A 15,623-nucleotide genomic window follows, 5' to 3' on the forward strand; every position below is an offset into this window, starting at 1 on the left:
TGATAGTTTTTTTGTTTGCTCGGATCGCATAAGTGAGTTTAATCAAGCTAAAAACCCCCAATCTTACCATAAAATAATTCTGCAAGAGGTCTATTTATATCCTCTATTTCATGAATGCTAGTTTTTGTGACCTGAGCTACTAATCCAGCCCGCTTAAGCTCTAAATCAAAAAGAATTAGTCCTTGCTGAACAGTTTGCTTATCAAGTCCTAGAATACGTATATCGTCTACATAGCGTACATAATTATATCCTTGACAAATCATTATCTTATCAAGTTCATATAAAAATAAATTTGCTAAGAAATCAGAAGCATTACTACCTTGAGGAATTCCACGACTCATTTTTACATCTGCTGTATGTGCTGACCATTTTGAAAGACATTCTCTCAAGAGGTTTTCAAATTTACTATCTTTTTTACATTTACTATATTTCCATAGAATCTGAATAAGTCTTTCGTGGTCAATAGTGTCGTAAAAAGACACAATATCTGTTGAAGCAATCCAAGAATTCCCCTTACGGTATAATCTTTCAACAGAATTAACGAAGTTATTATATTGTTGTTTCCAGGGACGAAGCATCCAGCGTTTACCTGAACCAGCATAAATATTACCAAAAATATGTTGATTCTGGTGAGTCACCAGATATTGATGACTTTCGTCAGCAATAACATTAACAACAGCCTGGTAAACAATAACATCAGGTACAGCCATCAACGACATTGAGAACAATGTCGTTGATGGTTTGGGAACATATACTTTATGATCTGCTAACGGTGTATAGGGAAAATCTTCCGCTTGTACTTGCCTTATTAAATCTTTTAGATTAGCTTCGAGATTAAAGGCAAATATTTTAAACCCCAACTCATCAATAATCATACGGCTAGTAACATTAATTGTTCTTTGCCAAGCCAGCAGAAAATTATCGTAAGTTAGAAATTTATCCCACAAATTTTCAGGAAATGTCATTTTTTATATTTATTACTTAGTCAATAAAATGTAAATTATCAAAAGCTTGTAATTATTTCAGTCTTTCCTAAGAGAACTTCCTAGTCTAGGATTAGAACCATATAAAATAAGTGACTCTAAATCATAATATTAATTTAACAAGTATACTCACTAAGTATACATAATTTATACTAAAAATATTTTTGTACACATGATCACTGCACCGTTTCTCGCACTCGCAGCCTCACCCCAAACCCTCGCGGATACGTCTGCACCCCCTCCACCAATGGGTAAACCTGCAAAAACCCAAGTTCTATTGGTTCCACTGCTAAACTCAAAATTGCTGACTTTAAATCTCCTCTCGCATCAGGAGACGCTATCAGCGAAACCGATGCACCTTGCTTAAACGCTTCCTCCACTTGTTCTTGCCAGTTGGTTTCATTCAGCCAAACTGTACGATCGCCCACTTGCAAAATATCCAGTAAAATTTCTCTATCAGCATCGGCAACCACAGCAAAGGGATTATAGGAAGATAAAGCACGGGATCGCACTATATTTCCCCTCGCCCACAACAGCCCATAAATCACTTGAAACCGCCAATAGGGATTAGGCTGCACTAAACCAAGATGCAACAATGCCTGATCTAACTGGTTATCGTTGCTGGCGACATAGGCAAACACCCGCGCATCAATTTCAATACCTAAACGCGCTTCTTTCTGATGCCACAAACGAATCAAATCCAGCAGTAGTTTATCGGTTTCCGGGGTACTTCCAGGACGCAAAACTCGTGCGTTAATTGCAGTCATCACCGGATGCGTTACCAAAATCCCCTCAGAGGACAGGACTTTGCGGAGGCGATCGCTTGCTTGTTTTAATTCACTATGTCTTTCGGCTAACCGCACATCAGCCATTACATCGGCAACATCTGCACTGGTTTGGGTTAACTCCAGTAAACGAGTAAGTTCCGAGTCCACAATCTCAAAATCTCCAGGTGACAATGCACTCTCCGCCAAACAAAAAAAATTCGCCGGGTCAGCAGCATAGCGCCGCAAGATTTCCTCAATTACCCCGCCGCCACCAATGGTAGATTCAGTTATCCAAATTTCCTCTACTCCCTCTGAAATAGCAGGTGAATCTAGTGGACGTGGGCCAGGATCGATATCTAAAATCAGGTCGCCCAAATCAAAGTGGGGACACAATTGCCCGCAAGCATCTAGTAGCGCCCCTCCCAAAGTCGCTTTAAAACGTAAAGCTACCCAAGAATGCCACTCCTCATCAGGTTCTGACCAGAGAATCGGTGCAAGGTCATTTAATATAGTTTGGATTATGTCTGCGTTGCCAAGTGCCAGCAACCTATCATGTACCCTCTGCCGTCCCTGAATTGGTTCTGGTGCAGATTCCCCTTCTTCCAGTAGGGTTTCCTCGACGTTCAAGGTTTGGAAGATATTATCCAGAACCCTTGCCATTTCTTGACCCATATTTTCACCCAAAAGCGTCTCAAAAGCTTCATGTAGGGAGATTTGGGCTGTCAAGGCACGGGCGGTCAGCATCGATATATATATTTGATAAAGCCACTCTCGTTGAAAGACATTTGTTAACTCACACAATCTCGCATCTGTCAATACCCGATGTCGGAAATATGCCGTGCGAAACGCCCGAATTTTCTCTTGATTGGAATCGCTGGGACTGATGCTGAAATTGGGCGGAATACAAAAGCGAAATACTAGACCGTCAACAGATTGGGCAAATCCCACAGCCGCCGGACTACCATCTTGTCTCTGGGTGAAGCGAATTGTCGTATCAAGTTCCTGGCCATTGTCAAAGCGAATGTTAGCATGGGATGCGATCGCAAACCGCCGCACTTCCATCGGCGATTGTTGAGTGTGAGTAAAGCAACAAACTTCTGTAATAAATTTGCACCAAGGGGAACCTTGAGGCAGTTCGAGTTTTATTCCCAAGTCGGGTGGTATAATTTGACTGCGCCATTCCAATTGGGCGTTAGAGGTAATTGAAATATTAGGCGGAACTTGGGTAGGATTAATTGCCCAAGGGCGAATGCAGCGAATATCTACAACTTACCCATCTTGCCATAATTGAAAATACCCTGCTTCTTCAAATTCGGCACAATAGTCTTCTACGGGTAATTCTTGTTCTCTTTGTTGCAAATCTGGCGGTGCAATCCAGTGGGTTGCATAGATATGCTGCACCCCGAAACGGCGCGTCGCCCTACCTGGGGTAAAGGTTTTCAGGGCTTGGACAATTGGCATGGGGTTAATATCTGGATGACCGTGGCGCGTCTGTGCTGGTGTAGTAATCATTACTTCTGGCAACAGCAGGTCACTAAATAAGTTCGGGGGAACAAAATCAGGTAACGGGTCACGGGTTTGATAGTCTTTGTCTGATTCATCTTGCTGAATCGGAAGGCGCTTCCAACCAGACTCTAAACGCCGTAGCAAAGTCGGAAGCACCACCATCATCAATGATCTCGGTGGTTCCCAAAGAACTGCTTCGACTTCATCTTTAGTAAGGTGTAGTGCTAATTGCAGATATGTTTCTAAGTTGCGTTGTCCTGCTTCTGTTTCCAGGATGTTTTTGATCAGTTCTATTTCTAGTCGCTGGCGGTTAATTAAGTATAAATCTGTATTAGCAAAGTCTCTCCAGACACTTCCTCTAGTTGCAGCTAAGTGCTGTCCAACCCAATCCATAAAGGCGAAAACCGCTTGAATGCGAATAACATAGCGGTTGGCGATGGGAAGCGATCGCTTTTCTAAAACTGGGTTAAACAGCGTATCGTAGCCTTGATAGGCGATTCTGTCCCGTCCGTAATCAGAAAGCACCACTACCGTCCAAGGTCGCATACTTCTGCGTCGTCCTGCCCGTCCCTTCCTTTGCAAGAAAGATGCCATATCTCGCGGTGCTTTGTGCTGGATGACACCTCCAACTTCTGGGTCGTTAAATCCCACTTCCAGAGATGCAGTAGCCACAATCACGTCAGCATTTGGCGTAACTCCGGTATCTTGGGAACTGGTGCGTCCAATGGTTAAAGGCAGTTGCAAACCGTGACCGATTTCTTCACACAATAGCCAGGATTGTGCGGCAATCAGCCTTTCTCTACCATTAGCAGCACTATGCGATCGCAATGCTGCTAATGGCTGTCGTCCTCTCAAGGGACGACCCCAACTGTCTCGACCTTCGGCATCCAAAAGGTTGTGGAACAAGCGATTGGTAACATCTAAGTCATCAGTGAAGGCGAAAACACGGGAACCATAGAAACCTTGGCTGGGAGGGTCTTCAGATGGGTCAAGTACGCGCCGCAGTAGCATCGCCGTTTGGATACTGGTAGATAAAAGACTTGTCCCTGATACTGGATCGCCCCTGATAACCAATTGATACTCCATTCCCTCTCTGCGAGACGCTACGCGAACAGCAATTTGGTCTTCACCAGGAGAAATTTCTTCCACTGAACCAGGATTTAAACCTGTAAGTTGACTGAAAAATTCTGCTGCACTTTCTAGAGTTGCCGAAAGTCCAGTAAATTGGACTTTCTTGTTAATGATTTTTTGCCAACGCCGCAACAGGTAAGCAACTTGTGCGCCGTGGATGCCTGTATAAGTATGCACTTCATCCAACAAAACTAGCTGAGGCTTTTTCGCCGCCGCGATGCCAAATACATGACCGTAACGGGAGTCTCCCATAGACCGATTGAGCATTTCTGTGCTGGTAAAAACCAAGTCTGGGGGAGTTTTCGCCATGCGATCGCGTGTCAAAATTACTTCGTCTTCTTGGATAACAGCACCGCAGGATGGCTTGAGACAAGAAAGTTGTTCTCTACCAGCTTCCACATCAGCCCGTCGCCAAGATAGCGCACCTTCGCATCTCGGACACCGCAGGTAAGGACAAGTAAACCCACCACTTTCAGCTTCCCATTTATCCTGCACCCGATCCAAAGTTGCGCTTCTGGGAGTTAAGCCAAAAAATGCACCTATGAGAATTTTACGTTTACCTTCTGCTTTGACGACAGCATCGAGACGACGTGCTTCTTGATAGGTTTCAGAAAATTGGTCTTTGAGAAGTTCGTTACGGGGATAAATTGCCAGTCCTTTACACCAATACTCATCCTTTTTCAAGAAAGCGGCAATATGCGCCAATGCTGGTAGGTAAAAAGATCAAGTCTTCCCCGTTCCTGTCCCAGCACAGACAATCATCCCGCGACTTTTTTTGCTGTTTAAATCCCGCAGCATCCGGCTTGTAGCGCGTAGCTGGAAGTCTGCAAGTTGAACCTCACCGCGATCGTTAGAACGCAGTATCGCTGTAACGGCTTTTTGCTGTATGGGAGTTAGCAGTTTGTCTGCTTCCAACTGCTGAATTACTGCTTCTGGCGTAATATACCTTTTGGGATAAATTCTCGGACGGATTTGTAGGCGATAATCAGCAACTAAGGTAGGAGATGTTTGCCAATTGTTATCACGAAACCATTGGCGAAGACGGGCAAATAATCTCACCGCTTCTGCCATCCGGGTGCGGAAAAGGTAATCGCCTCTAATATTCAATTCAAACAACAATTTGCGATCGAGGATTTGGCCTATAAAATCCTAAACATCCTCATCAATCTCGCAACTATTCAGAAAATCTCCTGCAAGTTCTGCAATTTCATCTTCAGAAAATCCCCCATCAACAATTCCCCACGTCAAAAGTTGGACTTCTTGGCGTTCCAACTTATCTAAAAATTCTCTAATTATTTTATCCCAGTTGGTAGTCACCCTTGCTCTGCCTTTACTTTAAGTCAAGCGAATTTTAAAAGAATCAGAAATGCCATTTTGATTAATCCAATCTTGAACTTCTGGAGTTAAAAGATTTAAAGGCGCTCCTTTATCGGATACAGCTTGGAGAAAACGTGATACGGCTTCTGATAATTCACTAGAATTTAGGCTATTCCAAGAATAGTTGAATTGCTCTATTTTACGTTCACAGCTTTCAAATTCATCATTATTTTTAGGATAAATAACTTTTTTTATTTCTCTGTCTATAATCTGAATTTGTAAAACAGTTCGTTTAGAAGCTTCTACTTCAGACCAAAATTTTAGTATTTCATTATCAGTGCTAGGCATTTTTTGATCGCGGTAGTTTTTCCATGCTACGCTCAATTGCTGCTCTAGTGTAGTTTTTAGATTTTCTACATTTGACTTTAAAAAATTACCTTTAAAATTTTTATAGTTTGTACGCGCTTCATTGTATCTCTGTAAGGGTTAATTGGTGTACGCCTGAATTGATCTAACACAGTTGTCATTCCATCAAAGTCTTTTTTACCACGAAATACAGCTGCATCTTGTGCTGCTTCCATTGCAGCTTTGAGTGCATCAACAACATCCTTTTTCTTAATGTCTTCTCCTAATTCGGATATTAGACGCTGATAGATATCTAGCTGTCGTTCGTACTCTTCTTGGATGGCTTTTTCTAGGAGATCATCTACTTGCTGGCGTGCTTTGTAGATATCCTGGAAAAGTTTGTTATCGCGGATATCTTCGGGAATTTCACATTGAGGCTGCCAAGTTTTTCTAACCTTCTCTAGAGGTTCGATAATTTGGATTGCATCAATAATTTGAAATTGGGTTGAGCTTCCTTTGGTACAAGCAATTCGACTTTGAACAATTTCTAATAAGTCTTTACGATATTTTTTGAGGGATTTAAATAATTGTTTCCAACTTAAAGCGCGATTTTCATCGTTATTATTTTCTACGTCTGAAAACAAAGCATTAATCACATCTTCCAAGGAATTTGTAGGATGTCCCGCCATCGTGGAGGTTATCGCCAGTAATTCTACTGCTGCTGGTACTGGGTTCCAAGCTTCTCCAGACTCACGAGGGTAAAGGCGAATTTGCTCTAAGACGTACTGGCTCCATTTTTCTAATTGTCGAGTGTAGGTACGGAAATAGCGATCGCCATTTTCAAACTTCCAGTTTTTATAATGGCTATATAGTAGGATACCTTGAAAGGCGATCGCAGTTGCACGAAACTCATCCGTATCATTCGGGTTGAGAGGAAGTGATAACTTAACTCCAGCAATGGTTTCTCTAGTTACCCTACGACTATAAAAAACAACATTTTTTTGCTTGAAAATTTTATTACCTCTGTCAACATCCTCTCGCGAACCAGGTGTTCTAGCAAAAGTTCCCTGGAGTAATATTTCCGCATCCCAGTTAATCATTTCCAGAATTGCGGGATAAATAAATTCGCGCAGTGGTTTTCCTAAATCTTGAGACAAATCTCCTTGATTATTCCAATTATTCAGAAATTTGAGTTGTTCGGCAAGTTTATCTGGAATAGCGTTTTCTCGAATGTCTACTACATTTTCTGATTCTGTTTTATACTCATTTGCTAGTTCAGCAACCTGTGGTGTTAAAGGATGAATTTTAAGTTTTGATATAACCTGGTTGATTTCTATCTGCTGAATGTTTACCCCAAGTGGATGTATATTAAAGGCAGTATGAACTTCACCTGGTAAGTCACAAAGTTTATCGCTATTAGTCCATAAGTCTATAAGTATTTCACGGCGCTCAAAATTTCGTGGGTCTTTAGCTTTAATATCATCTTGCAATAGAGTACTCAACCGTTTTCTCCCAAAGTGTTCTCGTAAACTAACTGAAGGAAAACGACCTTGCTTAATATCATTTAATCCATTTTCTAAAGTGTATTTAAGTACATCTTTAATCAAAATCCTCGGCTTAAAATTTTTAGGATTTACTCTACTCAACATCTGCTCTAAAGCTTTGGGTGTAAATGGATATAAACCCATTCCATTTACATTTCCAAAACCTAGATGGCAAGCTTCGCGGTGTTCGCACTCACTACAGGCGCTAACAATAGGTTCTCTTTGATAATTTTCTTCCTGATTTTGAGAATTCGCCCAATTGAGAATTACTTCATCTTCTAAACGAACCGTGTTAAGATATCTAGAAACAAACTGTTGAATATCAACTTGAGTAATTAAAGATTGGTCACTAACTGTACCAATATCAAGATTGACGCTGAAAGTAACACGTTGTTTAACTGTATCAAATGTCTTAATTAAACCTTCAAAATAACCTGTTGTACAAGCTAATGCTGTTCTGATAGCGCACAATTGGTTACTTCCCGGTTGTTGGGTTCGTGCTAAAATTGCTTCTAATACTTCTCGGTCGATACCTTGGAACTTGGCAAAGTCTTCAATTAATAGAACTAATTCGAGATTCTGTTCTGCTAATGTTTCTCGAACTTCACGCATTAATCTTAACAAGTCTTCTCGACCTAAATTCAATACCTTGGCAATAGCTTCATCTAAGTGTTGATTCAACCAATCTATAGTAGTTTTTTGGATGCTATCATTACCGATAAAAAAAGGATAAAAATCTTGAGCTTGTTTCCCTGCTTTTTGCAAGTTCAACACATCAATAGGTAAGTCTTCTAAAGAGAATTGCTGTCTCTCTTCGATAATTGCGACTTGATCACTATATCCTAGAATATGGATAACTAAGCGATGAATAATACCGCCATCTTTTAGCCAATGTTAACGGAAAAATTGGTCATATAATAGAGAGTTTAGTTCATCAACAAGATAATTTTGCTCATCGGTTAGTTTACTTTTATCTCTCTCTTCATCATCACCAATTGCTGCTGCTAGCTGATTGAGAAGTTGTACTCGTGCTTGGGTTTTCGTTAAGGTGGTAGTTGCAAGACTTACTCTTTTTCTATATTCATCAAACTTTTCCCCTTCTATTCCTTCAAGAACAAGACCGACAATATCTTTTAAATTTGTGCCGATTTTAGGAATTAACAATACTTTGCGTTTATCAGTCGATTTTATATTAGCGTATATCCAACGAATTAGGTGTGACTTACCTGTACCAGAATCACCCAAGACTGGTACAAAGGTAAACTCTTTTTCTGCAAGAAAATCCTTAAGAAATTTTTGTTCATCGTATTCAATGCGCGATGATGCCTCTATCAGTTCCTGACGATACATAGTAATAGGATGATGTGTCGCTAAAAACAGATGATTAGATGGTTGGGTCGCTTCCTCATTCATAACGCGCTGCACCCTATCCAAATTCCAGCAGATAAACTTTTCAAAACTCATTATTTTTCTCCTTGCCAGATAATATGAGAAATACGCCCATCATCATCGACTTGGTTGTTTATTTTGGGTAAAAGCATCTGCTCTGTATCTGATTTACTATACAGTTTGATATAACCTTCTTCATGAAGGCGTAACAAGGCGAAAGCTGTACTTGTAGACAGGTAATTAGGTTGACGTTGAGCAATTTTACCTCAATTTCTTCTCGAAATTTACCCATTTCAAACAACGGACATATCTTTGCTAATTTAAAAATAAAATCTTTTATTAAAATTTTGTTCTGCCCGTTGAATAACTGCTTGAGGTTTCGTCCGTCGGTCAGTTCGGCTAGGGTCGGGTGTATCTCTAGGCAGTATAATAATACGTGGAGCCTGAGACATACTATTTTTTGATAAATAGTTGTAAGGTAATTTTTCTGATTCAGTATTAAAAATAAGGGTAGGAATATGTGGCATCTTTATTGGTTGATAGGTTTCCCATAAAAATATAAAAGCGTTTGGTATTCTGTTTACTTCTTTAATCAATGTTTCCTGTAAATCACTAGGGATAATAATATTTCTCATCCCTTGTTCTACAAACCATTTCAACACTTTATTTATCCGGCGCTTCTTACTTTTATCTTCTAAAAATTCATAAAAAATAAGCATTAAATTATTCTCTAAAAGCAAGCGTTGCAGTTCTTCACCGACAAAAAATTTTGGTTTTGTCCACACGGGGCTTGGTGCAGGCATAATTCCTGGAAAAGGTGTAACTCCATTTTCTCTACAAACAGGACAACCTCCACAAGCACGAGAAACTATCACAGGATTTCTGGTTTCTGGAGTGTGACGTGAGGAAATGCTATACGCTTGTGCAAATATTTCTGAAATACAACGTTTAGCTTTTAAAGTTTTTTTCATCAGTTCAAGGTTTTTATAACTCCAGTTTTGGCGTTGATGGCGCACTGGTTCAACTTCAGATTCCCAAATAAATTTTTCTAAATGGCATTCATTGCGGATACGAATGCTGCGAGAATTTCTATAATCTTCCTAAGCTTGTTCAGATTCTGATTCAGAGTTTTTTTTCTGGGGAGGTTCTTCTGAGTCGATTTCAATTAGATTTGCTCGGTTCATCAACGTTAAAGTGCGAATATTCCAAGCCCTGTTTTGGTCACTCTGCATATCAATATCTCCTTCTAGCCAAGAGGGAGCATTATCAATAGGCACACTACATTTACCGTCTTTTAGGGGTTCTTTTTTCGCAAACATACTTTGCCAACGCTGCAATCCTCTCTCGATAGTAATTGTCGATTTTTCGTTTAAACCACGAGCAATATTGAAGTCTTCAGTTGTATATAATGTTAGCGACATACATGCTTTTCCATCCCGTCCTCCCCGTCCGACTTCTTGATAGAAACGGTCAATGGTTTCGGGAATACAAATGTGAATTACTGCCCTGACATCTGATTGGTCAATACCTAATCCAAAGGCAGAAGTAGCAACAACTATATCAATCTTCCCTTCCCGCCATTTTTCAATTAGTTGCTCACGTTGCTGAGGAGTAGATTTACCTGTCATCAGGTCACATCTTTTAAATCCAGCGCAGGTTAATTCTCGTTTACAATTCTCGACATCTTTAACTTTAGTTCCGTAAATAATTAACGGACGGGGAAGATGATAAACTGCCTCAAGTAGCCTTTGTTTTCTAACTTCTTCACTCTCACATCGCTTAAACCAATAAGCAGGCTCTGGTCGCAACTGTACAGCAGATATAACTTGTAAATCCTTGCCAAATAATGTTTCCAGGGTGTCTAAACAAGATTCTGTTAAAGTTCCTGTTAGTAATAAAGTTGTGAAGGAATTAAGACGCAATAAATCTCTTCGCAAACCAGGAATTTCTTGAAATGCGGGACGAAAATCATCACCCCATTGCTCTACCATGTGCGCTTCATCGATAATAAAATACCTTAATATTCCCCGCTTGGCTGCTTCATACAGAGCAGATGCCAGAGAATCCATTAAACTTTCAGGAGAGGTAAAAATTATCCTTTGGGTTCCGGCGCGAATGCGATCGCGTATCCCTTCTCTTCTTTCTTTACCTTCCACAGTATCATCGCTATAATACGCTGTGGCATGGTGTACAAAAGGTTTTAATGCCCGTTCTTGGTCAATAGCTAATGCTGTAGTCGGGACAACTACCACGCTGACACCATTATTGTTTCTGGAGTTCAGCAATGCAGGTAGTTGAGCGCAAAGGCTTTTTCCCGCACCCGTAGGTAAGTTAATTACTAAAGTTGAATTATCAGGAGCAGTCAAAACTGCACGAATTGCTTCACGCTGTCCGATACTACGATAAGCATCTAACTCTACGAGTTGCAAAAACGGGTCGCCGACAACGGGTTCATAATTCCGTCGGTTTTCTTCTTTAAATAAAGGTGTACCTGGCGGATATTGGTCAGCCAGGTCAAGCCATTCCGGTTGCCAAGGACTGGCGCTGATAAAATAGTGTTCTTTGTCTTCACCCCATACGGTTATGCTAGCCCGCTCCCAAATACTGCTATCGAGAAAAGGCGGTTTCCGAGGTATTTGGAGATAAATTGGAGAACTTCCACGCTGTATTTCATCTTCCCGTCACAACACATGACGCACTAGACTAATAATATCCCCAGACCCAGGCGAGTTTCGCAGCGCATCCAACAAGCGCCGATGACAGGCTTCTGAAACATTACTAATATCTTCAGGAATTTTACCTGTTTTGAGAATTTCCCGAAGTTCTGAGAATGAGTCAATCATAAATCATCCTCCTCAGATTTAGCTGGAGGTTGCCCAGAAACGATAAGAAAACCAACAGAATCAAGACGAATGGTAGGATGACGAATTCCTTCGATAATTACTTGGCTTAATGCCGTTTCGTTATTGAGTTCTTGCTCCAGTACCGTATTATAAATTCGCTCTTGGTTAGTAAGTCGGTTGAGACGCAAGCGCAATTGGTCTAGTCTCTTACCTAACTTTTGTTCAGCACGGATGGCGCTATTTTCACATAATGAAATAAATTCGGGACGCTGACTGAGTAATTCTAAAGACGTGCGACGCGCCTGATGGCAAAATTCTTCCCAACTGCTAGGCTCAATAAAATTATCAAGAATAGATAAACGACTTTTGGCTAAGTTGTAATCTCGATATTTACCGCCTTTGCCATTATAAGGACGTTGCAGGATATTTAATAGTGTTTCATCTTCAACCGCACACATTGGTTCATATCGTGCATCAATAAATACACTTTCTACAATTGGAGCGAATAACCCATCTACGCGTCTTTGCAAAGTTTTATATTCTGTAGTAGTTTTGTAACTCGTTAAATTTGTTTCAATAACGTAATTAAATCGGAAACCATACCACTCTTCACCTTCCCCAGAATCCCAAGTTTTTTCAACTCGCCACATAGCAAAAGCTTGACCCCGGTCGTCCCAATGGATATAAGATGATAGTGCTTCTACAAATTTTTCACCAATGCGCTAGACTTTTGCACCAAGCTGTTGATTTGCTACCCTACGGTTAAAAGTCCCAAATTCTTCTAAAACCTCTGCAAAATTGCTGCTTAAATCATTTGCTGGAATTAATGTATTTCCGGTAGGTTTATAACGCTTAAGTATCGAAAAATTAGGCTCAGTGATTGGCTGAAATCTCAACGCATCACAAATCCAATCTTCAGTTACTTGCTGGATTTCCTGATGACGGGCATCATAATCGTCTAAAGCTTGAAAATATTGGGTAGCGTTTTCATCCAGAGCATCAATTTCATCTAGGGCATTTTGTTCGCTAATTTTTACTTGCTCTTGCTGAATTTCTTTTTGAATGATTTCTATGCTTTCTAATAGTCCATTTGCCCCCGATTTAAACAGAATTTCTGCTAACAAGGGTAATTTCTCATCAACATAAAATTGGAGACTGGCAATAGATTGCCCAAAGATATTAAACCCTTCTTTCAATAAGCGATACCATGCATCATGGAGACTATCGGGTAAGTCTACGCCAGCAAATACTGTAAACTCAACTTTCAATAAACGACCAATCCGGTCTATCCTACCAATTCTTTGTTCTAGGCGATTTGGCGACCAAGGCAAGTCAAAACATATCATATAGTTAGTAAATTGTAAGTTACGACCTTCTTCGCCGGAGGAGTCGCAAACTAAAATAAAGCATTTGGGGTCTTTTTTAAACCGATTTAAGTTCTCTTCTACTTGAGAGGGAGTTTGTCCAACTTGATGACTGACAATAGTCCCCTCACCAAAACGATTGCTCAAGTAACGAACAATTTCCGTGCAAGTTTGCACAAAACTGGTAAATATAACAATTTTAGGCAGACTGATCTCCCGGTATCGGTCTTTTTAGCCGTTGTTGAACCTCTGCAAGCAATTTAGGGAGGTTAAATTTCAAGGATTGTACTTTTAAAGGTTCGCAGAGTTGATACAGGATGACTGTCTTGAGTAATTCAAGGCGATCGCCATCCTCTGAAGGTTGTTCTATAATTCGCAGTAGGCTTTGCAAAATTTCTGCTTCCCCAGCAAATTTAGGAGTTTCAGTCAGGATACGAACACTATCAGCGCCAAACTCACGAATTAATTCCGCAGTGGATATACCCTTCGGGTGACGCTCGTCCTTCGCTACCGCTTGCGCTAACGCAGTCGCCTGCGGAGGGAAACCCTCCCGCAGCGCTGTCTCACTACTTAAACGTGCTTGAATTACCTGTTTTAAAATACCCAGCCAAGTACCAGAAGCACGGAAAAACAATAAAAAAATGTGGTAATATTGTTTGTCATCAGGAGCTACATCACGCCACTCCTCAATTAGTTCGTGGATGTCAGGCGATCGCTCATCTAAATCGTACTCGGTTCTCAGTGTAATATTACGGTCAAAGATTACATCTTCTACAGAAGCGCGACAATTGCGAAGCATCCGGCGGTGAAGTCTGTAGGTATCGCTAATATGGATACGAATTGCCCTGACAATTTCAACTATATCGCTAGCTTTTGCTTGTAAACTATTTTCTAGATTGTCTGCCAATTCAAGTAAATACTTGTCTTGAGCAAACAGGTTGCGGAGATTTTTAAGATTAGTTTTCAAGACGAAGGGGTTTGCACCTTCTTGAAATGACAGCAGAATTCGACCAATCTCTTGGCGTTTTACTACCCTTTCACGAAAACCTGCTAAGTCATTAAGTTGATAAGTTGTCGGATCGAGCAGATGCAGCATGGCGAGAAAATCTTGCTCGTGGTTGAGAACCGGGGTAGCCGATAATAAAAGCAGGCGATCGCTTTTATGAGCAATATTTTTGCAAGTCTCAAAACGCTGGCGTACTGCTGCATCGCTAGAGGTCGCCATTGCCGCAATGTGGTGTGCTTCATCTAAAATTAGCAAGCCAATACTCGCTTTCGGGTTGATTTTGTGGATATCCTCAATCGCCAGCACTGCTACCCGCTTGAGAAAGTGGGAGATGTAAAACTTATTTTCTAATTCTTGCCGCCATTGTTCCAGTAAATATTGCGGAACTAGCACTACCGCACGTCCAAAAGGTTCATCTAATAAATATTGACGAAGAATAGCACCAGCTTCGATGGTTTTTCCTAGTCCAACTTCATCCGCTAATAAATATCGTTGAATCGGATCTTCGAGTACACGACGGACAACTTCAACTTGATGTGGATAAAGTTTAATATTGGCAGAAATTAATCCCGTCATTCCCCGACTGACAGCGCGTTGTAAAATTAAGCATTTAACAAAAGCAAAGCGTCTATCGTGGAAATAGGGCGTTTCTTGCCCCTTCATTGCCAGAATTTCAATGGGGTCTGCTTGAGGTAAATTGCAACGCACGTATACTTGTTCTTCGCTAACTGCGATCGTCTTTTTATCAGGTAAGTCAATGCGATACTGATAAAGTTCCTCATCCCACTCGTAAATTCTGCCGATAAGCCATGCTTCTTGGCTTTCCAGGTAAATATAGCATCGAGTTTGACGCTCCAGTTTACACTGAGATAGCGAACTTAAGGGTAAACTTTGTTTTTTGCGTTGACCAACTGAGTAAAAATACTCAAAAACTATTGCCTGAGTGTCAGATATATCAATTACCTTGCCTATGCCCAAGCTGTTATTTGGGGAACGTACCAACGAACCAAGTATTATCATACTCCCAGTCCAGTCCACTAAGTACGTTAGCATTGACCTTCCCATAACACGCATACAACGTATTGTATCCGCGTGCTATTCTCTTCCTCCAAGATAGCTTCTCTAACAGAAAGACATCATTAACGCGAAGCCTAGCATCATCCAAACTTAGGCAACAAAATAACTCTGGGTGTCCTACCACTTTAGTAAAAAGTGGTTCACAGACTAACTTTTCAGCTTGTATTTTCCAATTTGCTAATTTTTGCAGCTTGGTTTGTAAGAAAGCAATTTGCATCACAATAAATTTACCAGTAGGCACCCAGAGGTAGATAAGTAGACCTCTTGCATAATTATTTTATGGTAAGATTGGGGGTTTTTAGCTTGATTAAACTCACTTATGCGATCCGAGCAAACAAAAAAACTATCAAA

12 protein-coding genes and 2 pseudogenes are annotated in these 15,623 nt (G+C 40.7%); all 14 read right to left on the bottom strand.

Annotated features, from left to right (window positions below):
• Positions 1-47: 47 nt before the first annotated feature.
• Positions 48-965 carry an RNA-directed DNA polymerase gene (locus tag V7K46_RS08890; protein WP_335112222.1) on the bottom strand — a complete coding sequence of 306 codons (918 nt, stop codon included), beginning with the start codon at positions 963-965 and terminating at the stop codon, positions 48-50.
• A 194-nt stretch (positions 966-1,159) separates the two neighbouring features.
• Complete coding sequence (locus V7K46_RS08895; RefSeq protein ID WP_335112224.1) at positions 1,160-2,935, bottom strand: hypothetical protein; 1,776 nt, start codon at positions 2,933-2,935, stop codon at positions 1,160-1,162.
• A gap of 84 nt (positions 2,936-3,019) precedes the next feature.
• A pseudogene (gene dpdJ, locus V7K46_RS08900) lies at positions 3,020-5,098 on the bottom strand (protein DpdJ); the annotation flags it as partial.
• 12 nt (positions 5,099-5,110) lie between these two features.
• Entirely contained in the window at positions 5,111-5,503 is a 393-nt protein-coding gene (locus tag V7K46_RS08905; protein WP_335112226.1) for a hypothetical protein, read from the bottom strand.
• A 33-nt stretch (positions 5,504-5,536) separates the two neighbouring features.
• Positions 5,537-5,704, bottom strand: coding sequence for a hypothetical protein (locus V7K46_RS08910; protein WP_335112228.1), 168 nt, complete (start codon positions 5,702-5,704; stop codon positions 5,537-5,539).
• Positions 5,705-5,722: 18 nt separating this feature from the next.
• Positions 5,723-6,088, bottom strand: coding sequence for a hypothetical protein (locus V7K46_RS08915; protein ID WP_335112230.1), 366 nt, complete (start codon positions 6,086-6,088; stop codon positions 5,723-5,725).
• A 41-nt stretch (positions 6,089-6,129) separates the two neighbouring features.
• A pseudogene (gene dpdH / locus V7K46_RS08920) lies at positions 6,130-8,475 on the bottom strand (protein DpdH); the annotation flags it as partial.
• 12 nt (positions 8,476-8,487) lie between these two features.
• Positions 8,488-9,057, bottom strand: coding sequence for a hypothetical protein (locus tag V7K46_RS08925; RefSeq protein WP_335112232.1), 570 nt, complete (start codon positions 9,055-9,057; stop codon positions 8,488-8,490).
• A gap of 245 nt (positions 9,058-9,302) precedes the next feature.
• Entirely contained in the window at positions 9,303-9,998 is a 696-nt protein-coding gene (locus V7K46_RS08930; RefSeq protein ID WP_335112234.1) for a hypothetical protein, read from the bottom strand.
• 84 nt (positions 9,999-10,082) lie between these two features.
• On the bottom strand, positions 10,083-11,651 hold the full coding sequence (gene dpdF / locus V7K46_RS08935) for a protein DpdF (protein ID WP_335112245.1): 1,569 nt from the start codon (positions 11,649-11,651) through the stop codon (positions 10,083-10,085).
• Positions 11,652-11,663: 12 nt separating this feature from the next.
• On the bottom strand, positions 11,664-11,825 hold the full coding sequence (locus V7K46_RS08940; protein WP_335112236.1) for a hypothetical protein: 162 nt from the start codon (positions 11,823-11,825) through the stop codon (positions 11,664-11,666).
• Entirely contained in the window at positions 11,822-12,475 is a 654-nt protein-coding gene (locus tag V7K46_RS08945) for a hypothetical protein (RefSeq protein ID WP_335112239.1), read from the bottom strand. The genes V7K46_RS08940 and V7K46_RS08945 overlap by 4 nt, the downstream gene beginning before the upstream one ends.
• 72 nt (positions 12,476-12,547) lie before the next feature.
• Positions 12,548-13,366: a helicase-related protein gene (locus tag V7K46_RS08950; RefSeq protein WP_335112241.1), complete on the bottom strand. Its 819-nt coding sequence runs from the start codon at positions 13,364-13,366 to the stop codon at positions 12,548-12,550.
• A gap of 22 nt (positions 13,367-13,388) precedes the next feature.
• On the bottom strand, positions 13,389-15,248 hold the full coding sequence (gene dpdE, locus V7K46_RS08955; RefSeq protein WP_335112243.1) for a protein DpdE: 1,860 nt from the start codon (positions 15,246-15,248) through the stop codon (positions 13,389-13,391).
• Positions 15,249-15,623 lie beyond the last annotated feature (375 nt).

Source organism: Nostoc sp. (genome assembly GCF_036917395.1).
In the GTDB taxonomy this organism is placed as follows: domain Bacteria; phylum Cyanobacteriota; class Cyanobacteriia; order Cyanobacteriales; family Nostocaceae; genus Nostoc.